The 23433-nt window shown below is 65.2% G+C and carries 18 protein-coding genes; 4 read left to right on the top strand and 14 right to left on the bottom strand.

Going from position 1 to position 23433, the window contains the following annotated elements; translation table 11 throughout:
* Window positions 1-107 precede the first annotated feature (107 nt).
* On the bottom strand, window positions 108-275 hold the full coding sequence (locus AC629_RS36800; protein ID WP_084809639.1) for a Flp family type IVb pilin: 168 nt from the start codon (window positions 273-275) through the stop codon (window positions 108-110).
* 132 nt (window positions 276-407) lie between these two features.
* Here AC629_RS36800 and AC629_RS36795 point away from each other — a divergent pair, with 132 nt between their 5' ends.
* Window positions 408-1319, top strand: coding sequence for a 50S ribosomal protein L11 methyltransferase (locus AC629_RS36795; RefSeq protein WP_084809655.1), 912 nt, complete (start codon window positions 408-410; stop codon window positions 1317-1319).
* A 112-nt stretch (window positions 1320-1431) separates the two neighbouring features.
* Here the strand turns inward: AC629_RS36795 and AC629_RS36790 are convergent, their stop codons facing one another.
* Window positions 1432-1611: a hypothetical protein gene (locus tag AC629_RS36790; RefSeq protein WP_084809638.1), complete on the bottom strand. Its 180-nt coding sequence runs from the start codon at window positions 1609-1611 to the stop codon at window positions 1432-1434.
* 188 nt (window positions 1612-1799) lie between these two features.
* Between AC629_RS36790 and AC629_RS36780 the strand changes: the two genes are divergently transcribed.
* The 3 genes from AC629_RS36780 (at window position 1800) to AC629_RS36770 (ending at window position 6002) form a co-directional block, all read left to right on the top strand.
* Complete coding sequence (locus AC629_RS36780) at window positions 1800-3629, top strand: aminopeptidase P family protein (protein ID WP_084809636.1); 1830 nt, start codon at window positions 1800-1802, stop codon at window positions 3627-3629.
* Between the two features lie 316 nt (window positions 3630-3945).
* Complete coding sequence (locus AC629_RS36775) at window positions 3946-5229, top strand: multidrug effflux MFS transporter (RefSeq protein WP_084809635.1); 1284 nt, start codon at window positions 3946-3948, stop codon at window positions 5227-5229.
* A gap of 263 nt (window positions 5230-5492) precedes the next feature.
* Window positions 5493-6002, top strand: a complete 510-nt coding sequence (locus AC629_RS36770) for a Spy/CpxP family protein refolding chaperone (protein WP_084809634.1) — start codon at window positions 5493-5495, stop codon at window positions 6000-6002.
* Window positions 6003-6110: 108 nt separating this feature from the next.
* On the opposite strand, the gene ligA is transcribed toward AC629_RS36770, so the two are convergent.
* The 12 genes from ligA to ftsW form a co-directional block, all read right to left on the bottom strand.
* Window positions 6111-8264, bottom strand: coding sequence for an NAD-dependent DNA ligase LigA (gene ligA / locus AC629_RS36765; protein WP_084809633.1), 2154 nt, complete (start codon window positions 8262-8264; stop codon window positions 6111-6113).
* Window positions 8265-8424: 160 nt separating this feature from the next.
* Window positions 8425-10098, bottom strand: a complete 1674-nt coding sequence (gene recN / locus AC629_RS36760; RefSeq protein ID WP_084809632.1) for a DNA repair protein RecN — start codon at window positions 10096-10098, stop codon at window positions 8425-8427.
* 13 nt (window positions 10099-10111) lie between these two features.
* On the bottom strand, window positions 10112-11014 hold the full coding sequence (locus AC629_RS36755; RefSeq protein ID WP_084809631.1) for an outer membrane protein assembly factor BamD: 903 nt from the start codon (window positions 11012-11014) through the stop codon (window positions 10112-10114).
* Window positions 11015-11267: 253 nt separating this feature from the next.
* Window positions 11268-12230 carry a UDP-3-O-acyl-N-acetylglucosamine deacetylase gene (gene lpxC / locus AC629_RS36750; protein ID WP_084809630.1) on the bottom strand — a complete coding sequence of 321 codons (963 nt, stop codon included), beginning with the start codon at window positions 12228-12230 and terminating at the stop codon, window positions 11268-11270.
* A gap of 362 nt (window positions 12231-12592) precedes the next feature.
* Window positions 12593-14380: a cell division protein FtsZ gene (ftsZ, locus tag AC629_RS36745; protein ID WP_084809629.1), complete on the bottom strand. Its 1788-nt coding sequence runs from the start codon at window positions 14378-14380 to the stop codon at window positions 12593-12595.
* Window positions 14381-14467: 87 nt separating this feature from the next.
* Window positions 14468-15790 carry a cell division protein FtsA gene (gene ftsA / locus AC629_RS36740; protein ID WP_084809628.1) on the bottom strand — a complete coding sequence of 441 codons (1323 nt, stop codon included), beginning with the start codon at window positions 15788-15790 and terminating at the stop codon, window positions 14468-14470.
* Complete coding sequence (locus tag AC629_RS36735; RefSeq protein WP_084809627.1) at window positions 15787-16809, bottom strand: cell division protein FtsQ/DivIB; 1023 nt, start codon at window positions 16807-16809, stop codon at window positions 15787-15789. Before AC629_RS36735 ends, ftsA begins: the two co-directional genes overlap by 4 nt.
* 349 nt (window positions 16810-17158) lie before the next feature.
* Window positions 17159-18145 (bottom strand): D-alanine--D-alanine ligase family protein, encoded by a 987-nt coding sequence (locus AC629_RS36730; RefSeq protein WP_084809626.1) that lies wholly within the window; start codon window positions 18143-18145, stop codon window positions 17159-17161.
* Between the two features lie 122 nt (window positions 18146-18267).
* Entirely contained in the window at window positions 18268-19188 is a 921-nt protein-coding gene (gene murB, locus AC629_RS36725) for a UDP-N-acetylmuramate dehydrogenase (protein WP_084809625.1), read from the bottom strand.
* Window positions 19189-19375: 187 nt separating this feature from the next.
* Window positions 19376-20779 (bottom strand): UDP-N-acetylmuramate--L-alanine ligase, encoded by a 1404-nt coding sequence (gene murC, locus AC629_RS36720; protein WP_084809654.1) that lies wholly within the window; start codon window positions 20777-20779, stop codon window positions 19376-19378.
* Window positions 20780-20900: 121 nt separating this feature from the next.
* Window positions 20901-21986 (bottom strand): undecaprenyldiphospho-muramoylpentapeptide beta-N-acetylglucosaminyltransferase, encoded by a 1086-nt coding sequence (gene murG / locus AC629_RS36715; protein ID WP_084809624.1) that lies wholly within the window; start codon window positions 21984-21986, stop codon window positions 20901-20903.
* Between the two features lie 188 nt (window positions 21987-22174).
* On the bottom strand, window positions 22175-23326 hold the full coding sequence (gene ftsW / locus AC629_RS36710) for a putative lipid II flippase FtsW (protein ID WP_084809623.1): 1152 nt from the start codon (window positions 23324-23326) through the stop codon (window positions 22175-22177).
* Window positions 23327-23433: the final 107 nt, after the last annotated feature.

Raw genomic sequence — 23433 nt, 5'->3', positions numbered from 1 at the left:
CTTGGATACGACTTCGCCCGCGAGGGATTGCTCCCCGCGGGCGACAGCCTAAGCAGCCATCTATGAAGAGATAACGGCGCCCCCCTGGGAGGGGAATAAGATCTAAATTACTTTCCGATGTTGTCGTTAACTGACTGGAACTTGGTGTTCAGGGTGGTGCCCAGGCTGTTCACCACGGTAATGATGGCCAGCGCGATACCGGCTGCAATCAGGCCGTATTCGATCGCGGTTGCACCAGACTCATCCGACCAGAACTTCTGAACCATGTGCTTCATGACTCGCCTCCGTTTTGAATTTCGAGCTGTGTGGTCAGCCCCAACAGCCGAAAATCTACGGGCTGCAACCTTCGGTCAGGTTAATCCCCGGATTGCAAGTTATGCGGAAAATTGACAACAAAAGTCTCCAAAATTGAACTCAACGGACCCTCAGGATGCAGCCTTCCCCCCACCCACCGCGCCAGCTTTTCGATCGGCAATGAGGCCGCCGCCAGGCGCGTTGTCGATGTGCTCACCGAGGTGTTTTTCGAGGGCGACGCCGCGGTCGCCGCGTTCGAGCGGCCGGACGGACAATGGGACGTCACGCTCCATTTTGCCGAGGCGCCGGACCAGGCCTTGCTGCACGAACTCGTTGCAAATTCGGCTGGAAATGAGATCGCCACCACGCTCGTCTTCGACACAATCGAGGCCAAGGACTGGGTCAAGGCCAGCCTTGAAGATCTGGTCCCAGTCCCGGCCGGGCGTTTCGTCGTGCACGGCAGCCATGACCGCGACCGCGTGGCGCCGAACAAGCTCGCCATCGAGATCGAGGCGGCGCTTGCCTTCGGCACCGGCCATCACGGCACCACCCGCGGCTGTTTACTGTTGCTTGACCATGTCCTGAAGAGTTCCCGCCCAAGAAGCGTGCTCGACCTCGGCACCGGAACCGGCGTGCTGGCGATCGCGGCGGCGAAGGCGCTGCATCGCAGGGTGCTCGCCTCCGACATCGACCCGCCCTCGGTGCGGGTCGCGGCAGAGAACGCGACGCTGAATGATGTGGGCGATTATGTGCGGGTAATCCGCGCCACCGGCTTCGCCGCGCCGGATTTTGCAAGGGCCGGCCCGTTCGACCTGGTGCTGGCCAACATCCTTGCCAATCCGTTACGGCAATTGGCGGGCCCGATGGCGCGGCATCTTGCGCCCGGCGCCCATGTCATCCTGTCCGGCCTGTTGACCCACCAGGCCCCCGCCGTTATTGCCGCCTACCGCGCCCGCGGCCTCGTGCCATTGCGGCACCTGCGGATCGAGGGGTGGAGCAGTTTGCTGCTGCGGAAACTGTCGTAGGGTGGGTTAGCGTAGCGTAACCCACCACTTTGCTTTCCGTGCGGATAGAAGTTGGTGGGTTACGCCTTCGGCTATCCCACCCTACGATATCGACAGAATCGTCGACGCCGCGCTACTCCGCCGCCTTCCCGTCCCGGCGCATCGCGCGCTCGCCCTGCAAGGCGCGCCGGGCGCGCCGCTCGGCGAGACGGTCGATCATCTGGCTGATGAGGCCGCGGGGCTTCTTCGGTGTCGATGCGGCCGGGGCGCGACGCACCGGCGGCGAAATCTTCTCAAACGAGAACGCAGGCATCGTGTTTCCCCTCACCGTTGAGATGAACCACTTGCTCGAATTTCTCTGCGATCCGGACGAAGCGCAACTGCCGTATCCTTTACTCCACTCAATTCGAATGGAATATTTTCAAGCACGGTCCGTGCCAGATGCGATGCAAATGCGTCTACATTGCGGACTGATCCCCATGATCCTAGACTGAGCCCATCATGTTCGAAGCGCACTTCCAGACTTTCGAGGAGCCTCAGGCGGGCGTCGCGTTGACGGCGCGGCTGGCCGCACTCCGTGAAGAACTCGTCCGCCGCAAGCTGACCGGCTTCGTCATTCCGCGCGCCGATCAGCAGCAGAATGAATATGTTGCGCCGTCAGAAGAGCGACTCGCCTGGCTGACCGGCTTCACGGGTTCGGCGGGACTGGCGGTGGTGCTCGCCCATGAGGCCGCGGTCTTTGTCGACGGCCGCTACACGATCCAGGCAGCCAAGCAGGTCGACGCAAAGGCCTGGGCCGTGGAATCGCTGATTGATCCACCGCCGGAAAACTGGGTGTCGGCGCACCTGAAGGCAGGTGACCGCCTAGGTTTTGATCCATGGCTGCACACTTTTGCGGCAGCCGAGCGTCTGTCCGCAGCCTGCGCCAAGGCCGGCGCCGAACTGGTTGCCGTCGACAGCAATCCGGTCGACGCGATCTGGCAGGACCGACCGCAGCCCCCGCTCGCCCCCGTCGCCGTGCACGGCCTGCAACATGCCGGCGTCACTGAAGCCGAGAAGTTGACGCAGATCAGGAGCGAGATCGGCAAGCTCGGCGTCGACGCGCTGGTGCTGTCGGACAGTCATGCGGTGGCCTGGACCTTCAACATCCGCGGCGCCGATGTCGCGCACACGCCGCTGCCGCTGTCCTATGCGCTGGTACCCAAGGACGGCCGGCCGACCGTCTTCATCGACCACCGCAAACTCTCCAACCTGACGCGCGACCATCTCGAGCGGTCCGCCGACGTGCGCGAGCCCGACGCAATGGCGCCGACGCTGATGGCGCTGGCGAAGAGCGGCGGATCGATCGCGCTCGACAATGCCACCGCGGCCGACGCGCTCAGCCGGCTGATCGCGGGCGCCGGCGGCAAGCCGGTTCGGGGCAGCGATCCGATTGCGCTGCTCAAGGCGGTCAAGAACGCGACCGAGATCAAGGGCACACAGACGGCGCACCGGCGCGATGCCGTGGCGCTGGCGCGTTTCCTCGCCTGGGTCGATCGCGAGGCGCCAAGCGGCAAGCTCACCGAGATCGACGCGGTCGAGGCACTGGAGACGTTCCGCCGCGACACCGGCGCGCTGAAGGATGTGTCTTTCCCGACCATCTCCGGCACCGGCCCGAACGGCGCCATCGTGCACTACCGCGTCACCCGCAAGAGCAACCGGCGCATCGCGCCCGGCGATCTCCTGCTGATCGATTCCGGCGCGCAATATGAAGACGGCACCACCGACGTCACCCGCACCATGGCGGTCGGCGAGCCCACCGACGAGATGCGCGACCGCTTCACACGCGTGCTGCGCGGCCACATCGCGATCGCACAGGCGGTCTTCCCCGACGGCACCACGGGCGCGCAACTCGACACGCTGGCGCGGCAATATCTCTGGGCCGCCGGTGTCGATTTCGAGCACGGCACCGGCCACGGCGTCGGCAGCTATCTTTCGGTGCACGAAGGGCCGGCGCGCATTTCAAAACTCGGCATCACACCGCTGAAGCGCGGCATGATCCTCTCCAACGAACCCGGCTACTACAAGACCGACGGTTTCGGCATCCGGATCGAGAATCTCGAGCTGGTGGTCGCCGCAGACATCAAGGGCGCAGAGAAGCCGATGAACGCGTTCGAGACGCTGACGCTGGCGCCGATCGACCGACGGCTGATCGACGTGACAATGCTGAGCAAGGACGAGCTCGACTGGCTCAATGCCTATCACGCCCGCGTGCGCGCCGAAGTGCGGCCGGCGCTGGACGAGGCGACAAAGGCCTGGCTCGACCAGGCGACGGCGGAGCTGACGCCGTAGCGCGCGCATGGCGCTACGCGATTTGCGCAACGCTGCTTCTCCACCGTCGCTGTCATGCCCCGCGAAGGCGGGGCATCCTGTACGCCGCGGCTTCTCCATGGACGATTTCCGCCTCTGGAATACCGGATTCCCGCCTTCGCGGGGAATGACAGCTGTGATGCGGCGCGAGCAACGCGCACACTTCCGTAGATCCCCGGCCCTTCGCGCGCCTCATCACAACCATCCCGGAATCCGTATAGCCGCATTCCGAAACGCCGATATCCGTCTTGCGTGCGAACGCTACAGTCAAATTCGACTCCTCGAGAGACGGACACGCATGCACGGCATGATCAGCAAGCCGCCGGAAACGGCAGTCGCCAAGAACCTCGCGACCTCGCGCGTGGTGCTGTTGTTGCTGGTCGCCATGACCGGGATCGCGCCGATCTCGCTCTACATGCTGGTTCCGGCGCTGCCGGTGCTGGCGACGAATTTCGGCAGCGACATCTCGCTCGCACAGATGACGGTGTCGCTCTATATGGTCGGCATCGCGCTGTCGCAGCTCATCATGGGACCGCTGTCGGACAGGTTCGGGCGGCGCCCGGTGCTGCTTGCGGGCCTCGCCCTGATGGTGGCGGCCAGCGTCGCCTGTATCTTCGCGCAAACCCTGCCGCAACTGATCGCCGCGCGTTTCTTCCAGGCGCTGGGCGGCGCCGCCGGCATGGTGGTGAGCCGCGCCATCATCCGCGACATCTATGAGCGCGAGCGCGTCGCCTCCATGATCAGCCTCGTGGTCGCGGCCCTGATGATCGGACAGATGGTCTCCCCGCTCACCGGCGGCCTGATCGAAACCGCGTTCGGCTGGCGCGCGATCTTCTACGCCATCACGATCGGCGCGATCGCGGTGGCGGCCGGCATCGCGCTGGCGCTGCCCGAGACGCGCCGCACCCGCGCCGCCGGCAGCGGCGGCTTTCGCGGCGACGTCAGCGTCCTCATCCAAAGCCGCGCTTTCGTCGGTTATGTGATGTGTCAGGTGCTGGCTTCCCAGATCATCTTCACTTTCGCCGGCGGCGGCCCCTACATCGTGGTGACGCAGATGGGACGGACCAGCGCCGAATACGGCGCGTGGTTCGCGACAACGGGCTTTGCATACCTCGTCGGCAACCTGCTCTGCGTGCGCTTTGCGCCGCGGCACTCGCTGGAACGGCTGATCTGGCTCGGGCTCGGCCTGCAGCTCTGCGGCAGCCTGTTGAACCTGACGTGGAGCTTTATCGGCTGGAACGAGGCGCCCGCCTGGCTGTTCGTTACGCAGATGATCGTGATGGCCGGCAATGCCTTCGTGATGGCGAATTCCGCGGCCGGCGCGATCAGCATCCGCCCCGAGGCCGCCGGCACCGCGTCAGGCGCAATGGGATTCCTCCAGCAAGGCATCGGCGCGCTGATGTCGCAATTCGGCGCTTATCTCGGCGGTCACTCCGCCACGACGCTACCGCTCACCTCCGCGGTCCTCGCCATCTCGCTGCTCTGCGCCTGCATGATGATCTTCGTCGTCCCCCGCCGCGAGGTCGTGGTGAGCGAGACGCTGATCGAGCAGGCTGAGGAAGAAGAGAGCGGGATGATGTGACGCGCCCCGAAAGTGTTTGGCGCGGCGCTAGTGCGTCCCCAATTGTTCCCATTTGGCTTTCACTAGCGTGACATCTGCATGACATCTCGTTCCAGCCATACCGCATGCGCGCGCCCGACGCGAACGCGCAGGCGCTTTCGGCCTGTGCGTCAGCCGACCTGACTCACCGACGCGTGAGCGTCTTCTTGACGTAGGTCAAGTCATCCCAGGATCCAATGCTCCCTTCTACCTGGGGGCGAATGACTCGAGACTAGGAGGTCGCGATGATCCTCAAGAAAACAGCCGTTGCAGCGACTGCAGTTCTCATACTTGCGTCACCCCTCGCCTACGCAGAAGACAAGTCTTCCACCACCGTAGGAATGAAGCATCCCAGCGCCGCCGACCTGAAAGCCCTGACGGATGCGCGTGTCGGCATCATCAAGGCGGCCTTGCAGATGACGCCCGAGCAGGAAAAACTCTGGCCGCCCGTCGAGGACGCCATCCGCGCGAGAGCAAAGAACCGGCAAGCCCGGATGGAACGGGTGGCGGAACTGCGCGATGGCGACCCAATGGAGGCCATCCAACACAATCCGATCGAACTCATGCAACGTCGAGCGGAGAGACTGAGTCAACGCGCGGCCGACCTCAAGAAGATCGCCGATGCCTGGGAGCCGCTCTATAAAACGCTAAACCCGGATCAGAAGAAGAGGATGGCCTTCGCGAGCTACGCAGCCATGGCCGGGATACGAGATGCGATTGAACATCGTATGGAATCCGAAGATTACGACGAGTAAGGATAGTGTTGCACGAGCCGTCACTGCCGCGGAGCGAGGCGCTTCGGTCCGCGGCGGCGCCATCGTTGATGCACATGCCGATCGTGACCAACGTCTTGCCGCCGCACCTCACTCCCCGATCAGCTTCAGCCACTCGTCTTCGGTCAGCACCTTGACACCATGCTTGTTGGCTTCCGCGAGCTTTGAGCCGGCGCCAGGGCCGGCGACCACGAGATCGGTCTTCTTCGATACCGAGCCCGACACCTTCGCGCCCAGCCGCTCCGCTGTTGCCTTGGCCTCGTCGCGCGTCATCTTTTCGAGCGAGCCCGTGAACACGACAGTCTTGCCGGCGACGGCCGAGTTACTCTTCGGCTTCTCGGCGTCGATGATCTCGACCTCCTTCGTCAGGCGCTCGACGATGCCGCGATTGTGACTCTCGCCGAAATAATCGGCGATGCTCTTGATCACGGTGTCGCCGATCTGGTCGAGCGCGTCCATCTCGGCCATCGCCTCTTCGTCGCCCTTGGCAACCTTGAGACAGGCATCATGGAAGCCATCCCAGGAGCCGTAGCCGCGCGCCAGCGCCAGCGCCGTGGTCTCGCCGACATGACGCATGCCGAGCGCATAAACAAAGCGTTCCAGCGCGATTTTGCGCCGGCTCTCGATGGCGCCGAACAGGTTGCGCACCGAGGTCGCGCCGTAGCCCTCGATCTCCTCGAGCTTGAGCTTCGAATTGCGCTTCTCCAGCGTGAAGATGTCGGCGGGCTCCTTCACCCACCCCTCATCGAAGAAATACTGGAGTTGCTTCTCGCCTAACCCGTCGATGTCGAAGGCACGCCGCGACACGAACAACTTGAGGTGCTCGATCTTCTGGTAGGGACAGGCGAACTCGCCGGTGCAGCGGGCGCGCGAGCCCTCTTCGCCTGCCGCCGTCTCCTCGCGCGTGACGTCGGTGTGCAGCGGGCACGGGCACTTCTTCGGGAAGTGGAATTCCTTCGCGTCCTTCGGCCGCTTGTCGAGGACGACGTCGACCACCTGCGGGATGACGTCGCCGGCGCGCTGGATCACGACGGTGTCGCCGATCCTGATGTCGCGGCCCTCGCGCAATACCTCGCCCTTGTTGCCGATGCCCTTGATGTAGTCCTCATTATGCAGCGTCACGTTCTGCACGATCACACCACCGACACCGACGGGCTCGAGCTTGCCTACGGGCGTGAACGAGCCGGTGCGGCCGACCTGAATCTCGATGTCGCGCAGCACCGTCATGGCACGCTCGGCGGGGAATTTGTGCGCGATGCCCCAGCGCGGCGTGCGCGAGACGAAGCCGAGCCGCTCCTGCCAGTCGATGCGGTCGACCTTGTAGACGACGCCGTCGATGTCGTAGTCGAGTTTGGCGCGCTGCTCCTCGATGGAATGATGGAAGGCGAGCAGCTCCTCGACGGAATTGCAGAGCTTGGTCAGCGGATTGGTCTTGAAGCCGCAGCGCTCGAACCAGTGGATCATGCCGCTCTGCGTGCCCTCGGGCATCGCACTCATCTCGCCCCAGGCATAGGCGAAGAAGCCGAGGGGGCGCGAGGCGGTGATGGTCGGATCCTTCTGCCGGAGCGAGCCGGCCGCCGAATTGCGCGGATTGGCAAAGATGGTGTCGCCCGCCGCCTTCTGCCGCTCGTTCAGCGCGAGGAACGCCTTCTTGGTCATGTAGACCTCGCCGCGCACCTCGCAAATGTCGGGGACGTTGCGGCCCTTCAGCTTCTGCGGCACGTCTTCGAGCGTGCGGATGTTGGCGGTGACGTCCTCGCCTTCCGCGCCATCGCCGCGCGTCGCCGCGGTGACGAGCTCGCCTCCTTCGTAGCGGAGCGACATCGAGAGGCCGTCGATCTTCGGCTCGGCGGAGAAATCAACCTTGTCATCGTCGAGCTTCAGGAAACGTATGATGCGACCGACGAAGTCGCGTACGTCCTCTTCGGCAAAGGCGTTGTCGAGCGACAGCATGGGAACGGAGTGCCGCACCTTCTTGAAGCGCCCCGACGGCGCTGCGCCGACCTTCTGCGAGGGCGATTCCGCGCTGACGAATTCAGGGAAACGTTTTTCGATCGCGTTGAAGCGCTGGCGCAGCGCATCATATTCGGCGTCGGTGACGCTGGGCGCGTCGTCCTGATAGTAGCGCTTGTCGTGGCCTTCGAGTTCGAGGGCCAGCCGCATGTGCTCGACCTTGGCCTGCGCCTTGGTGAGATCGGCGACGTCGCGAAGCGGTCTTGCGTTGGATTTTGCTGCTCTTGCCATGGCAGTTGAATACGACGGAGCGGGTGGGACGGTAAAGGCGGTTACAGTTTCGTGCCCCGGACGCAGCGCAGCGCTTCTTCAGCGGTGCGCTGCAGAGCCGGGGCCTATGCGGCGGCACTCTGGGTCCCGGCGCGCGCTACGCGCGTCCGGGACACGAGACCTAAGCCGTCGCCGCCTTGAGCAGCCGTTCCGCTGCCGCCCTCGCCTCGGCCGTGATCTCGGCGCCGGCGAGCATCCGCGCGATCTCCTCGCGGCGGTGATCGGCGGCGAGTGCGTTGACGCGGGTGGCGACACGCTTGCCCTTGTCGAGGGCGTCCTTGGAGATCAGCAGGTGCTGGTCGGCCCGCGCGGCGACCTGCGGGGCGTGGGTCACGGCCATCACCTGGACCTTGCCGGCAAGGCGCGCCAGGCGCCCACCGATGGCGTCCGCGACCGCGCCGCCGACGCCGGTGTCGATTTCGTCGAACACCAGGGTTGGCGCTGAGCCACGGTCTGACAGCACGACCTTCAACGCCAGCAGGAAGCGCGAGAGCTCGCCGCCGGAGGCGACCTTCATCAGCGGGCCCGGCTTGGTGCCGGGATTGGTCTGCACCCAGAACTCGACGCGATCGAAGCCTTGCTGACCCGGCGCGGCCTCGTCGGTCTCGACCTGGGTCATGAACTTGGCGCGCTCGAGCTTGAGCGGCGCGAGCTCGGCGTTGACGGCCTTGTTGAGCTTCTCCGCCGATTTCTGCCGCGCCAGCGACAGTTTCTTGGCCGCAGTGGCGTAGCGCGCGTCGGCCTCGATGGCGGCCTGCTCCAGCTTCTTCAACCGGGTCGCGCCGGCATCGATCAGTACGACATCGGCGGCATATCTGGCGGCGAGCGCAGCGAGCCCGTCGACCGGCGTCGAATATTTGCGCGAGGCTGCGCGCAAGCTGAACAGGCGCTCCTCGATGCGTTCGAGCTCGGCCGGGTCGAAATCGGTTGCGGCCAGGGCGGCCTGGAGGTGCTGGTCGGCTTCCTCAAGCGCGTTGATTGCGGTGTCGATCGCCTTCACCGCAGGCTCGACCAGCGCTGGCGAATTAACGCCGCGGCGCTCCAGCCGGCGCACCGCGGCCGACAGCGCCGCGACCGGCGAATGGTTGCCGCCGACCGCCTCCTGCGCCTCGCGCAGGTCGGAGGCGATCTTCTCGCCCTGCATCATCGTGGTGCGGCGGGAGGCCAGCGAGGTCTCTTCGCCGTCCTTGGGCGCGAGCTGCTTCAGCTCGTCCGAGGCGTGGCGCAGGTAATCCGCTTCGCGCGCGGCACGCTCCATGCCGGCGCGATGCTCCTCCAGCGCGGTGTTGGCAGTGCGGCGCGCATCCCAGAGCGATTCGACGCTAGCTACGTCCTTTTCGAGGCCGGCAAAGGCGTCGAGCAGGCGGCGGTGGGTGGCAGCATCGACCAGCGCGCGCTCGTCGTGCTGGCCGTGGATCTCGACCAGGGCGGCGCCGACCGCCTTCAGCGTCTGCACGCTGATCGACTGGTCGTTGACGAAGGCCCGGGTGCGGCCGTCGGCGAGCTGGACCCGGCGAAGAATCATCTCGCCGGTATCGTCGAGGCCGTTCTCGGCGAGGATGTTTGCTGCGGGGTGATTCTTGGGGATATCGAAGACGGCGGTCACCTGCCCCTGCTCCGCGCCGTGGCGCACGAGCCCGGCGTCGCCGCGGCCGCCGAGCGCCAGCGCAAAGGCATCGAGCAGGATGGATTTGCCCGCACCGGTCTCGCCCGTCAAAACCGCAAGACCGGTGGCGAATTCGATATCAAGCCGTTCGATCAGGACGATGTCGCGGATCGACAGACGCGCCAGCATGGAATCAGATTTCCTAGCCGAGGCCCATCTTCTTGAAGGTCCGGCTGATCCATGACCCCTGATTCTCGCTCGGTTCGAGACCGCCGGATTTTACAAGATTATATGCGTCCTTGTACCAGCGGCTGTCAGGAAAATTGTGCCCGAGCACGGCCGCCGCCGTCTGCGCCTCGCCGACGATGCCGATCGCCATATAGGCCTCGGTGAGCCGGAACAACGCCTCCTCGACATGGCGCGTGGTCTGGTACTGCGTGACCACAGCCTTGTAGCGGTTGATCGCCGCCGTGTAGTCGCGCTTCTGCGCGTAATAGCGGCCGATGTTCATTTCCTTGCCCGCGAGCTGGTCGCGCGCACCCTCGATCTTGGCCTTGGCGGAGGTCGCATATTCCGAGTTCGGATATTTGCGCACCACCTCTTCGAGCGCGGCGATCGCCTTCTCGGTGCGGCTCTGGTCCCGGCTGATGTCCGGGATCTGGTCGTAGTGGGATGCCGCGATCAGATACTGAGCATAGGCTGCGTCCGGGCTGCCGGGATGCAGCGTGACGTAGCGCGTGGCGGCGCCGATGCAGCCGTCATAGTCGCCGCTCTGGTAGGACGCATAGGCCGACATCAGCAATGATTTGCGGGCCCACTCGGAATAGGGATGCTGGCGGTCGACCTCCTCGAACTTCTTGTTCGCCGCCTTCATGTCCTTCTTCTCGTTCATGAGGTACAGGCCCTCATTGTAGATCTTGTCGGCGGGCTCCTCGACGAAGGTGTCGTCCTTGGCGGTGAACTTGTCCCAGAGCGAGCCGGTACCGCAGCCGGCCAGCGGCAGCGCCAGCACGATGAAGGTGGCGGCCTGAAGAAGCCTACGGGCACCGATCGAAGCCCTTGGCGAAACCGAAAGATATCCGCGCGTCATACGCTGTGCCGACATGAATTTAAGACCTGACGCCCTGTGATGCGGTGCCCGCCAGCCCATGAGCCATGGCGTGAGTCATGAACGCGAAATGTAACCGTGGTGCCTGCCAAGCGACCACGCAGGTGTAACCGAAAAACGATCGTCAACCCACCGGATAGGCAGGCATTCCGCCCGGATTAAGGCGAAATTGCCGCAATGCTAGCGGATCATGGTTACCAGGAGTTTCCCCGGGGGGTAAGTCGCGACCGACGCCTGCGACAACAGTCTGTCAGGATACGTCCGGTCCATAAGCCGCGGCGATCCGGCCGCCGACGATGCCGCGACCGACTTCGCCCACGGGACGCGCGCTACGGCGGGCCGCCTCGCCCTCGACCACCCGCCAGGCTGTACGGTCGGCCAGCAGCGCGGTCAGGACAGCGTGGTTGAGCTTGTGGCCGCCGCGCACCGAGCGATAGGCGCCAAGCAGCGGCAGGCCGGCCAACGCGAGGTCGCCGATCACGTCGAGCACCTTGTGGCGGGCACATTCGTCGGCGTAGCGCAGCCCTTCGGTGTTGAGCAGCCGCTCGTCGTCGAAAACGACCGTGTTGTCGAAGGAGGCGCCGAGTGCGTAGCCCGCGCTCCAGAGCCGGGCGACATCGCACATCAGGCCGAAGGTCCGGGCGCGGCCAACCTCGCGGCGGAAACGCTCCGGATTGAGGTCGAAAGTGTAGCTCTGCTGGCCGATGACGGGATTGGTGAAGTCAATCTCGACCTCAGCGCGGAACCCGGTGGCATAGGGCCGGATCTCACCGAAGGAGTCGCCGACCTTGGCCGAAACCGGCTTCAAAACCTGAATGAAGCGGCGCTGCGCCGGCTGGCTGACGATGCCGGCCTGATCGATCGCTGCAACGAAGGCTGCGGCGCTGCCGTCCATGATCGGCACTTCCGGCCCGTCGATTTCGATTGTGGCGTTGTCGACGCCCATGCCGCGCAGCGCAGCAAGCACATGCTCGGCGGTGGAGACCAGCGGCCCGTCGCGATCGCCGAGGACGGTGGCAAAGTCGGTCGCGACCACCTGCTCGGCGGTCGCCTGAACTTCGCGGTCGCTTCCCTCAAGGCCGGTGCGGACAAAAATAAAACCCGCGTCGACAGGCGCAGGCCCAAGCGTGAGTGTAACGGGAAGACCGGAGTGAACGCCTACGCCTGCCACAGAGGCTTGCGCACGAAGCGTTGTTTGCCGGCTAAACTTCATCAGGAACCGCCCCACTACGACCATCGCGACTTATACTGAACCCGCTTGGCCGGCCACTGCCGACGGTTGCGAATCTCCGTATCCCCAAGTCACGGCAGACCATAGTCACTGCCTCAAACAGCGCCAACTCACGCTTTTTTACCGATTGTTACCCCAAACCTGCCGTATTCGCGCCAAGGCTTAACCAAATTGCGCCGAAGTTCAGGGACCCTGTCGGCAGCTTTACTGAACCACCGAATATATAATTAATGATTTAAAATCAGTTGCTTGACCGCACCGTTCGGGCATTCCCGGGCCAAAAGGAAAGGTCCCGGCAAGCTTCCCGCCGGGACCTTTTTGCGTCTGCCTTATTGTAACAATCCTCAGGTCGCCTGACGCCGCAGGAAGGCCGGGATATCAAGATGGTCGTCGCCCTGTGGCGCCGGCGCAACAGGTGCCGGGCGGCCATGCATGTCCAGACCCTGCGGCGCGGGACGGCGGGCATACTCCGATACCGGTTCGCTGGCCGCGATCTGCTGCGCCACGGTCTTCTGCGGGCGGCGATCAGGCAGTGGCGGCATCGCGGGACCGGCGGCGCGGGTTGCGACCGGCGGCTCGCTCTCCTCTTCGCGACGGCCGAGGCCGACATTGGCGAGGCGTTGCAGTAGCGACAGGCGAGTCTTCTGGGGGGTCTCCTCCTCGACCTCGCCGCGGGCCTGGCGAAGCTCGGCCTGGGCCGGCATCGGCAGTTCCTCGAGACGCGGCATCCGCGGCGCACGAACCGGCGGACGCTCGGCCTGCGGCGGGATGAAGTTTTCGGGCGTCATCGGCTCTTGCATCGCGACCGAGGCCTGCTCCGGCTCCGGGAACAGGGTCGGCTTCTGTGCGATCGGGCGCACGGTGACGTCGCCGTAGGTCTGCATCGGCGCAGGCGCCTGCGGGGCGTCCGAGACGGCCGCGGCGATGGCGGCGAGCGCGGCGCGCTCAACGTTGGGGCGCGGCGCGGCGGCAGGAGCGCCGGCCGGGATCTGCGCTTCCAGCTTCTGGGCACGTTCGGCCAAACGCTGGTTGTCGGCACGAAGCCGCGCAGTCAGGTCGGCGAGACGGCTCTCGGCGGCAGCGGCCGGAGCAGCGGGAGCCTGTTGCACCTGCGGCGCGGCGTTCGCAACCGGGGCGCTGGAGGCCTGGCTGTTGCGGGCGATCGCGGCCTGCTCGATGCCGGTGGCGACGACCGACACGCGGATCAGGCCGTCGAGCGCTTCGTCGAAGGTGGCGCCGACGATGATGTTGGCGTCCTGGTCGACCTCCTCGCGGATGCGGGTCGCGGCTTCGTCGACCTCGAACAGGGTGAGGTCCTTGCCGCCGGTGATGGAGATGAGAAGGCCCTTGGCGCCCTTCATCGAGCTGTCGTCTATCAGCGGGTTGGCGATCGCAGCTTCAGCGGCGGTCAGCGCGCGCTTGTCGCCGGAGGCTTCGCCCGTGCCCATCATCGCCTTGCCCATCTCGCGCATGACGGCGCGGACGTCGGCGAAGTCCAGGTTGATCAGGCCTTCCTTGACCATCAGGTCGGTGATGCAGGCGACGCCCGAGTAGAGCACCTGGTCGGCCATCGCGAAGGCGTCGGCGAAGGTAGTCTTTTCGTTCGCGACCCGGAACAGGTTCTGGTTCGGGATGATCAGGAGCGTGTCGACCACCTTGTGAAGCTCGTTGATGCCGGCTTCAGCGGTGCGCATGCGACGGCCGCCTTCGAAGTGGAAGGGCTTGGTGACGACGCCGACGGTGAGGATGCCCATCTCGCGCGCGGTCTTGGCGATCACCGGAGCTGCACCGGTGCCGGTGCCGCCGCCCATGCCGGCGGTGACGAACACCATGTTGGCGCCGGAGAGATGGTCGCGCAGCTCGTCGATCACCTCTTCCGCCGCCGCCGCGCCGACGTTCGGCTGCGAGCCGGCGCCGAGGCCCTGCGTGACCGCCGTTCCCATCTGCACGATGCGCTGCGCCTTCGACATCGTCAGCGCCTGCGCGTCGGTGTTGGCGACCACGAAATCGACACCCTGGAGGCCCGCCGTGATCATGTTGTTGACGGCGTTGCCACCGGCGCCGCCGACGCCGAACACGGTGATCCGGGGCTTCAGTTCGTGAATATCAGGAACATTGATGCTGATGGTCATGGTTGCCTCTCGATCACGCGCGCGTGGGTTCGCCCCGGCCGGCGGCCGCGGGAGTTGGTGAAAATCGGGAATTGCGGAAAGGAGTCATCAGAAGCCCTCGCGTAGCCATCGTCCGACCTTTCCGAAATAACCGCCGGTCCCTGTCCTGACCTGCTGCCGCGTATGCCGCGGTTCGACATGTTCGAGGTGAACATATTGCGGGTAGACGAGGAGTCCGGCCGGCACCGCGAAGGCGGCGTTCTTCGCCTCATTGGGCAACCGGCCGAAACCGAGCGGGCGTCCGACCCGCACGGGCCGGCCGAGAATTTGCGTACCGAGTTCGATGAGGCCGGTGAGCTGCGAGGCGCCGCCCGAGAGCACGACGCGGCCGTTGGGCTCTGAGGCGAAGGGCGAATCCTTCAGCTTGTCCCGAATCATTTCGAAGACTTCCTCGGCACGGTGCTTGACGATATTGGCGATGGTAGCGCGGGAGACGATCTGCGGCAGATCCTGCTCGTCACCGGCTGTCGGTACAGACATCAGCTCACGCGAGTCCGATCCGCCGGTGATGACGGTACCGTATAACGTCTTGATTCGCTCGGCATCGGCAATGGTCGCGGAGAGTCCGCGCGCGAGATCCATCGTGATGTGTTGCCCGCCGACCGCAAAACCCGCCGCATGCACGAAGCGACCGCCGGAATAGACCGCGATCGTGGTGGTGCCAGCGCCCATCTCGACGACAGCGGCGCCGAGATCGGCTTCGTCGTCGGTCAGCACCGACAGGCCCGCCACATAGGGGCTCGCCGCCATGGCTTCGACATTGATGTGGCAGCGCTCCACCGCCAGCATCAGGTTCCGCGCCACCGTGGCGTCACAGGTGACGACATTCATGTCGACACCGAATTGATGCGCGACCATGCCGCGAGGATCGCGGATGCCTTTGACTCCGTCGAGCGTGTAGCCGACCGGCAGCGCGTGCAGCACGGTGCGGCCCTCGCCGGTGGCGTGGCGCATGCCGGTGGAGGTGACCCGGCTGACATCGGCCGGGGTCACCGCCCCGCCGCGGATGTCTGCTGCGGCTTCGACCAACTGGCCGGTAATCCGGCCGCCGGACACCGACAGCAGCACGGACTCGACCCGCACCTTGGCCATTTTCTCCGCAAGCCCGACGGCCTGACGCACCGCCTGCTCGCATTCGGCGAGATCGACCACCGCGCCGGCCTTCATGCCGCGCGACTGGATCTGGCTGTAGCCGATCAGTTCCACCGCGTGGGTGCGGCCGCGCAGGGCCTCACTCGGCGCCGACGGCTTCAGCCGTGCGATCATGCAGGCGATCTTGCTGGTGCCGATATCGAGGCAGGCGACGATGCCGCTGCGCTTGTGCGGCATCGGGCGCGTCTTCGGCGTCTGGGTGCGATCGATGCCGGTCATGCGGAATCCCCGGCCTTCTTCTTTTTCTTGTCCTTGAACTGATCCTCGCGCGCCTTGGCGGCGTCGTCGGACAGCTGCACCACCAGCCGATCGGGCAGGCGCATGTCGACGGCGACGATGTCGCGGGAGAACAGCTTGTCGTCCTTGTCGAGCTTGGAGAGCATCGCGAGCGCGTTGCCGACGTCCTGCTCGGGCAGGCGGATGTCGAGGCCATCCTTGAGCCTCAGGTTCCAGCGCCGCTCGCCGACGAAGATTGCAGCCTTGGTCACCGAATTGACCTGCGGATAGCGGGCCAGCAGGGCGAGGAAGTCGCGGGCCTGGGTTTCGGCGCCCTTGCCGACCACGAGCGGCAACGACAGGAACCGGCGGGAGACATAGGGTTCGAGCACGGCGCCGTCGTCGGCGATGACGGAGAGCCGGCCGGCCTCCTGCCACAGCGCGAACGCCTTGCGCTCGGTGAGTTCGATCATGAGCTGGCCCGGATAAAGCTTCAGCACGGTCGCATCCACGATCCATGGATTGGCCTTGAGCTTGTCGCGCACGGCGTCAGCATCGAGGAAAAGCAGCGAGGAGCGGCCGCTGACGCCGCCAATCGCGAGGATCTCGTCCTGAGTGAGCTGCTTGCGGCCGTTGATCACGACCGAGGTGATGCGGAAGCCGGCGGAATTGGCCATCGCGTTCCGGGCGTCGCTGACCGCGGTGATGAAGTCCTGGAGATGGCCGCCCTTGACGATGCCGAAGCCGCAGCTTCCGATCAGCAGCAGCACGGTCATGCTGATTCCGACCCGGCGCGGCAGATAGCGTTCGACCAGCGCGACGACGCGCGGCGGCGGCTCGCGTTCGATGACGGCTTTGGCCCTGGCCTTGGTCCTGGCCTGGGCGGCAGCGCGCGCCTCAATGCGCTTGTCCTGCACCCACTCGCGCAGAAGCACGACCGCTCCAATAGCGGCCGCCTTCAGGTCAGCTTGGGGCCTCAGCGATCTGAAAAGCGACCGGGGGAGGCTTCCTGCACGATCCATTGCACGAGCTCGTCAAGAGTTTGCCCGCGACATCGCGCGGGACCTGGCGAACATGACGTGTCGAACTTGCCGGGCCGGGTGCTGGTCTTCAGCAGAAGAAGCCACTCCCCTTCAAAGCGTGCGCTGGAGGTGACATCACCCACGACAGCTCACGCGCCGGCAGCCAAAACGCCATATGCGCCGCCAGCGTTAACCTTCGGACGTCCTGGTAAACAAAAGGTAAACTTCGTTAACGTCCGGCGCTTTTTGCCCCGCAATTTGAGGCCTTTATGCCGCGATGACCGGCATTTTCCCGGTTTTGGGCCCCAAAGCGGGCCCTTTCCCCCGTTTGGCCGTTAACCAGTCCTAATTATTTCCGCACCCGCTGTTCCGCGAGTTCGACCAGGCCGCGCAGGAAGTCGACGAACTCGATGCCCTCGGCTTTCAGCGCCTTGGGGTAGAGCGAGGACTTGGTCAGCCCGGGCAGCGTGTTGGTTTCGAGATAGACCAGGCCCTTGTCCGAGACGATGAAGTCCGAGCGGGAGTAGCCGATGCAGGACATCGCGCGATGCGCCAGCATCGCGTGCTCCTTCAGCGCGGCGGTGATCTCGGGCGCGAAACGGCCGGGGCAGATCTCCTGGGTGGACTTCAAAAGATATTTCGCCGCGTAATCGAAATTGCCCTCGCCCGGAATGATCTCGATCGGCGGCAGCGAGACGATCGATCCATCAGGCCGCTCCAGCACGCCGCAGGTCGCCTCGACGCCGGCGATGTAGGGCTCGATCACATACTCTTCGTGCTTGGCCGCATTGCGGACGGCGACGAGATCCTGCTTCGCATTGACGAAGATCAGGCCATAGCTCGACCCGTCGCGCGCCGGCTTTGCGATCAGCCGCCCGTATTCGGCGAAGGCCTCGTCGATCTTGTCCAGAGCAACGTTTGCCGGTGGCGTCACGCCGCCGAGCGCGGCGAACCGCTTCGCGGCGATCTTGTCGAAGGCGAGATGCGAGGAGGCCGAGCCCGAGCCGGTGAAGGGCACGCCGCGCGCCTCGCACATCACCTGCAATTCGCCGTTCTCAGCACGGCCACCATGCAGGCCAAGCACCAGCACGCGGTCTTCCGCCTTGGCCCGGTCAAGCGCCTGCTCCAGCGGAATGCCTGATGTGCCGGGCTTGAACTCGTCCTCGAACGGACGGGCGTGTTCGAGCAGCTGCCTGGACTGAACGACATGCACCTTGTCTTCGACGTCCCACCACCAGAGCTCAGCCTCAGGCAGCGCCTGATGCAGCGCCTGGGCTGACGCGACCGAAACCAGACGTTCGCGGTTGGAGCCGCCGAAGAGGATGGTGATGCCCATGTTCTCAGTTACCTATCTGCTTCGCCATTCCGGGATGCGCGTAAGGCGCAGGCCCGGAATCCAAAACCACGATCGTGAGTATGGATTCCGGGCTCTCGCTTCGTGAGCCCCCGGAATGACACTCACGCGGAAACCCCGATCCGCTTGATTTCCCAGTGTAGCTCAATTCCGGAATTCGCCTTGACGCGTTCGCGCACGGTCTCGCCGAGCGTCTCGATGTCGTGCGCGGTGGCCTCGCCCGTGTTGATCAGGAAATTGCAGTGCATCTCCGACACCTGAGCGTCGCCGACGCGCAGGCCCCGGCAGCCAGCGGCGTCGACCAGCTTCCAGGCGGAATGGCCGGGCGGATTCTTGAAGGTCGAGCCGCCGGTCTTTTCGCGGATCGGCTGCGCCGTCTCGCGATGATTTTGCACTTCGGCCATGCGCGCGCGGATCGCCTCCGGATCCCTGATCTCGCCGCGGAAGCGCGCGGAGGTGAAGATGATCGAGGGATCGACGCCGCTGTTGCGGTAGACGAATTTCATGTCGGCGTTGGAGAAGACGTGCTTCGTGCCGTCGCGCCCGACGCCTCGCGCCTCAATCAGCACGTCCTTGGTCTCACCGCCATTGGCGCCCGCATTCATGCGCAGCGCGCCGCCGATCGTGCCGGGAATGCCGAAATAGAATTCGAGCCCGCCGATATTGGCCGAAGCCGCCACTTCCGCCACGCGCTTGTCGAGCGCGGCAGCGCCTGCAGTGACGATATCGCCGCTTGCACTCGCCTCGCCAAAGGCGCGCGGCGCGAGACGAACCACGACGCCCGCGATGCCGCCGTCGCGCACGATCAGATTGGAGCCGACGCCAACGACATAGACGGGGATGTCGCTGGCGAGATGCGCGAGGAAATAAGCGAGATCGTCCTCGTCCGCCGGCGTGAACAGCACCTGCGCGGGACCGCCGACGCGAAACCAGGTGAGCTCGGCGAGCGACTGGTTGGCGAGCAGGCGGCCGCGCAGCTCCGGCATCGCGGCTTTGAGATCGGGCGTGATGTCGGGGAAGCTCATGCGGCATCCTCAAGTGAGGAAGGCACAATCTCTCCGTTCCCTCCCCCCTTGTGGGGGAGGGTCAGGGAGGGGGGTAGCCACAAACTCAGACTTCGCTCGGGGCTACCCCCCTCCCCCCACCCTCCCCCACAAGGGGGGAGGGAGCGCGATGTGCCGTGTGGCAATCGATGCGATCAAAGTCACCACTTCACCCCAGAGCCTTCAATTCGCCCGGCAGCGCGTACGCCCACTGCGTGATGTTGCCGGCACCGAGGCACACGACGAGATCGCCAGACTTCGCAAGTCCCTTGACGATGCCCGCGAGCTCGGAGGTCGACGGCAGCGGGATCACCTCGCGATGGCCGTGCGCGCGCAGGCCCGCGACGAAATGATCGCGGTCGACGCCTTCGATCGGGGCCTCGCCTGCGGCATAGACGTCGGCGACGATCACTGCATCAGCATCGTTGAAGCAGGTGCAAAATTCCTCGAACAGCGATTGCAGGCGGGTGTAGCGATGCGGCTGCACCACGGCGATGATCTTGCCGTTGGTGGATTCCCGCGCCGCCTTCAGCACTGCCGCGATCTCGACGGGGTGGTGGCCATAATCATCGATCACGGTGACGCCGTTCCATTCGCCGGTCTTGGTGAAGCGGCGCTTGACGCCGCCAAAGCCCGCGATCGCCTTGCGGATGGCCTCGTCGGAGACGCCGAGCTCGCGCGCCACTGCAATCGCTGCCGTCGCGTTGGAGGCGTTGTGGCGGCCCGGCATCGGCAGCATGAGGTCGGCGATCTCGTGCACCGCGCCAGTCTTGCGATTGCGGAACGCGACCTTGAACTTCGATCCGCCGCCCATCGGGGTCAGATCGACCAGCCGCGCATCGGCCTGCGGATTTTCGCCATAGGTGATGATGCGGCGATCCTCGATCTTGCCGACGAGGCTCTGCACCACGGGATGATCGATGCACATCACGGCGAAGCCGTAGAACGGCAGGTTCTCGACGAAATGGCGGAATGCGTCCTGCACGGCGTCGAAGGTCTTGAAGTGATCGAGATGTTCGGGATCGACATTGGTGACGATCGCAACATCCGTCGGCAGCTTCAGAAACGTGCCGTCGCTCTCGTCGGCCTCCACCACCATCCATTCGCCGGCGCCGAGCCGCGCGTTGGAGCCGTAGGCGTTGATGATGCCGCCGTTGATCACGGTGGGATCGAGGCCGCCGGCATCGAGCAGCGTTGCAACCATCGTCGTCGTCGTGGTCTTGCCATGCGTGCCGGCGATGGCGACGCAGCTCTTCAGCCGCATCAGCTCGGCCAGCATCTCGGCGCGGCGCACCACGGGAATGCGCTGCTCGCGCGCCGCCATCAATTCCGGATTGTCCCGCTTGATCGCGGAGGACACCACGACGACCTCGGCACCGTCGACATTCTCCGCCTTGTGGCCGACCGAGACCTTTGCGCCCTTCTTGCGCAGCCGATCGAGATTGTAATTGTCGGAGGCGTCCGAGCCCTGCACGGCATAGCCGAGATTGACCAGCACCTCGGCAATGCCGCTCATGCCGATCCCGCCGATCCCGACGAAGTGGATGGGTCCGATCTCGCGCGGCAGTCTCATGCTCTGTTCCCTGACATCGCCGCCCGAAGGACGGCGTCTGGCGAAGATCACGGCCAAATCAGCCGCGCCTTTCGTACTGGATGCCCCGCTTTAGAAGGCGAAGACAAGGGCTTTTTTCGCGTCAGATTCCCGCGACTTTGACCACCAAATCGGCCAGCCGTTCCGCCGCGTCGAGCCGGCCGGCGCCGCGGGCAGCCTGCGCCATGGTCGCGAGGCGCGCAGACTCGGCGGCAAAGTCAGAGATCTCGGCAGCCAGACGATCCGAGGTGAACTCGGTCTGCGGGATACGGATCGCACCGTCGACCTTGGCCAGCACGCCGGCATTGGCGAACTGGTCCTGGTCGATCGAGCCCGGCAGCGGCACCAGGATCGAGGGCCGTCCGATTGCGGCGAGCTCAGCCACGGTACCGGCGCCGGAACGCGACACCACCAGATGGTTGGAGGCGAGCCGTGCCGGAAGATCCGTGAAGAACGGCGCGAGTTCCGCATTGATCTTGAGCTTGTCGTAGACCGCGCGCACGCGCGTCATGTCCTCATCGCGCACCTGCTGGGTGAGGATGAGCCGGCCCCACAGTGCAGGCTCGAGGCGCTCGATGGCGCCCGGGACGATGTCGGCCATGATGCGCGCGCCCTGGCTGCCACCGACGACGAGCAGGCGCAGCGGGCCGTTCACTTCAGGCGCGGCATATTTCACGGCAGCCGCGGCGAGGATTGCCGGGCGCATCGGAGTGCCGACCGTCGTGGTCTTGCCGGCCAGCGCCGGATCGCGGTCGAGCACGCCGGGCAACGACGTCGCAATGGCGCGGACGCGGCTCGACAGGAACCGGTTGGCGCGGCCGAGCACCGCATTGGCCTCGTGAATGATGCTGGGCACGCCGGCGAATTTCGCCGCGACCAGTGGCGGCAGCGTCGGATAGCCGCCGAAGCCGACGACGGCGACAGGCTTTAACCGCTTGATCAGGCGATACGCAGAAAGCGTGCCGGCGGCGAGCGTGAGACCGGCATAGGCGAGCTGGAACGGATTGCGGCCGCGCGCGGTCTCGCTCGAGACGACGTCGATCATCTCCTTGCTGAACAGCCCGCTATAGCGCAGCGCCCGGTCGTCCGTGACGAGCCGGACTCGAAAGCCGCGCCGGATCAGTTCGACGGCAAGCGCCTCGGCCGGAAACAGGTGGCCACCGGTGCCACCCGCGGCGAGAAGAATCAGGGGGGGACGTGTCCATGGCTCTCTTGTACAGGGCCTCCGCGGTCATTGCGAGCCACGCGAGCGGCCCGTCAGCTCCTCATCCTGAGGAGCGCGGAACGCGCGTCTCGAAGGATGAAGGCCCGGCCCAAAACTTCCACTTGGCCTCGCCCTTCGAGACGCCGCGCGAGCGCGGCTCCTCAGGGTGAGGATCACGCGTAGCTGCGCATCGCATCGGCGTGGCCACTCGCCTCGACCTCGGTGCGCGGGCGCAGCCGCGTCAGGGCCAGCATCATGCCGACGCCATAGGCGAGTGACACGATCGAGGAGCCACCATAGGAGATGAAAGGCAGCGTCATGCCCTTGGCGGGAATGAGCTGGAGGTTGACCGACATGTTGATCGCCGCCTGCACGCCGAACAGGATCGCAAGGCCGGAGGCCGCGAAGCGCGAGAACATGTCCTCATTGGCATAGGCGCGCGACAGCGTGCGGATCACGACGAAGGCGAACAGCGCCAACATCGCAAGGCACAGGATGATGCCGAACTCTTCGGCGGCGACCGCGAACACGAAGTCGGTGTGGCTGTCCGGCAGGCTGCGCTTGGCGATGCCCTCGCCCGGCCCGAGCCCGAACCAGCCACCGTTGTAGAAGGCTTCCATCGCTGTATCGACCTGGAAGGTATCGCCGGAGGCCGGATTCATGAAGCGCTTGATGCGGCCGGCAACGTGCGGAACGAACAGATAGGCGCTGAACAAGCCGGCCGCCGCGGCGCCCGCAAGCCCGAACACCCAGATCATCCGCATGCCCGCGATGAAGAACAGCGAGCCCCACACCATCAGGATCAGCATGGTCTGGCCGAAATCGGGCTCCATCACCAGCAGCGATACCAGCATCAGCAGCAGCACCAGCGCCATCGAGGTCGCCGGCATCTCCGGCCGCTTGGTCGATTCCGCGAACAGCCAGGCGGCGATGACGACGAATGATGGCTTTGCGATTTCGGAGGCCTGGATGTTGACGCCGAGCAGCGTGATCCAGCGCCGCGAGCCCTTCACCTCGGGGCCGATCGCAAGCGTCACCACGATCAGGATGATGCTGACCGCGAAGATGATCAGCGCGCTTCGGCGGATCGATCGCGGCGACAGGAAGGACACCCCGAGCAGCACCATGCAGGACGGCGCCAGGAACATCACGTGACGGCTGAAGAAGTGGAAGGGATCGAGTCCGATGCGGGTCGCAACCGGCGGGCTCGCCGCCAGCGACAGGATCACGCCGGTCAGCATCAGCGCCAGGATGGCGCCCATCAGCGGCTTGTCGACGGTCCACCACCACTCGGAAAAGGGGGTGCGTTCTTCACGGGAGAGCATGGGCGGCCGCTTTCGGACAGAGGTCCGACCATTGGTCGCCGAGGTTGGTTACCGGGAGGTTAATGAATCGTTCAAGTTTTGAAGAGTCTCGTGTCCCGGACGCGGTG

The organism is Bradyrhizobium sp. NAS80.1, from assembly GCF_001908205.1.
Lineage (GTDB): Bacteria > Pseudomonadota > Alphaproteobacteria > Rhizobiales > Xanthobacteraceae > Bradyrhizobium.
The sequence above is the reverse complement of the archived record's forward strand: the minus strand, read 5'-3'. Positions and strand labels throughout refer to the sequence as shown.

Excerpts from the sequence above, each read along its gene's own strand:
- AC629_RS36800 (WP_084809639.1), bottom strand. The coding sequence starts at position 275 with ATGAAGCACATGGTTCAGAAGTTCTGGTCGGATGAGTCTGGTGCAACC.
- AC629_RS36790 (WP_084809638.1), bottom strand. The coding sequence starts at position 1,611 with ATGCCTGCGTTCTCGTTTGAGAAGATTTCGCCGCCGGTGCGTCGCGCC.
- AC629_RS36780 (WP_084809636.1), top strand. The coding sequence starts at position 1,800 with ATGTTCGAAGCGCACTTCCAGACTTTCGAGGAGCCTCAGGCGGGCGTC.
- AC629_RS36775 (WP_084809635.1), top strand. The coding sequence starts at position 3,946 with ATGCACGGCATGATCAGCAAGCCGCCGGAAACGGCAGTCGCCAAGAAC.
- AC629_RS36770 (WP_084809634.1), top strand. The coding sequence starts at position 5,493 with ATGATCCTCAAGAAAACAGCCGTTGCAGCGACTGCAGTTCTCATACTT.
- ligA (WP_084809633.1), bottom strand. The coding sequence starts at position 8,264 with ATGGCAAGAGCAGCAAAATCCAACGCAAGACCGCTTCGCGACGTCGCC.
- recN (WP_084809632.1), bottom strand. The coding sequence starts at position 10,098 with ATGCTGGCGCGTCTGTCGATCCGCGACATCGTCCTGATCGAACGGCTT.
- AC629_RS36755 (WP_084809631.1), bottom strand. The coding sequence starts at position 11,014 with ATGTCGGCACAGCGTATGACGCGCGGATATCTTTCGGTTTCGCCAAGG.
- lpxC (WP_084809630.1), bottom strand. The coding sequence starts at position 12,230 with ATGAAGTTTAGCCGGCAAACAACGCTTCGTGCGCAAGCCTCTGTGGCA.
- ftsZ (WP_084809629.1), bottom strand. The coding sequence starts at position 14,380 with ATGACCATCAGCATCAATGTTCCTGATATTCACGAACTGAAGCCCCGG.
- ftsA (WP_084809628.1), bottom strand. The coding sequence starts at position 15,790 with ATGACCGGCATCGATCGCACCCAGACGCCGAAGACGCGCCCGATGCCG.
- AC629_RS36735 (WP_084809627.1), bottom strand. The coding sequence starts at position 16,809 with ATGGATCGTGCAGGAAGCCTCCCCCGGTCGCTTTTCAGATCGCTGAGG.
- AC629_RS36730 (WP_084809626.1), bottom strand. The coding sequence starts at position 18,145 with ATGGGCATCACCATCCTCTTCGGCGGCTCCAACCGCGAACGTCTGGTT.
- murB (WP_084809625.1), bottom strand. The coding sequence starts at position 19,188 with ATGAGCTTCCCCGACATCACGCCCGATCTCAAAGCCGCGATGCCGGAG.
- murC (WP_084809654.1), bottom strand. The coding sequence starts at position 20,779 with ATGAGACTGCCGCGCGAGATCGGACCCATCCACTTCGTCGGGATCGGC.
- ftsW (WP_084809623.1), bottom strand. The coding sequence starts at position 23,326 with ATGCTCTCCCGTGAAGAACGCACCCCCTTTTCCGAGTGGTGGTGGACC.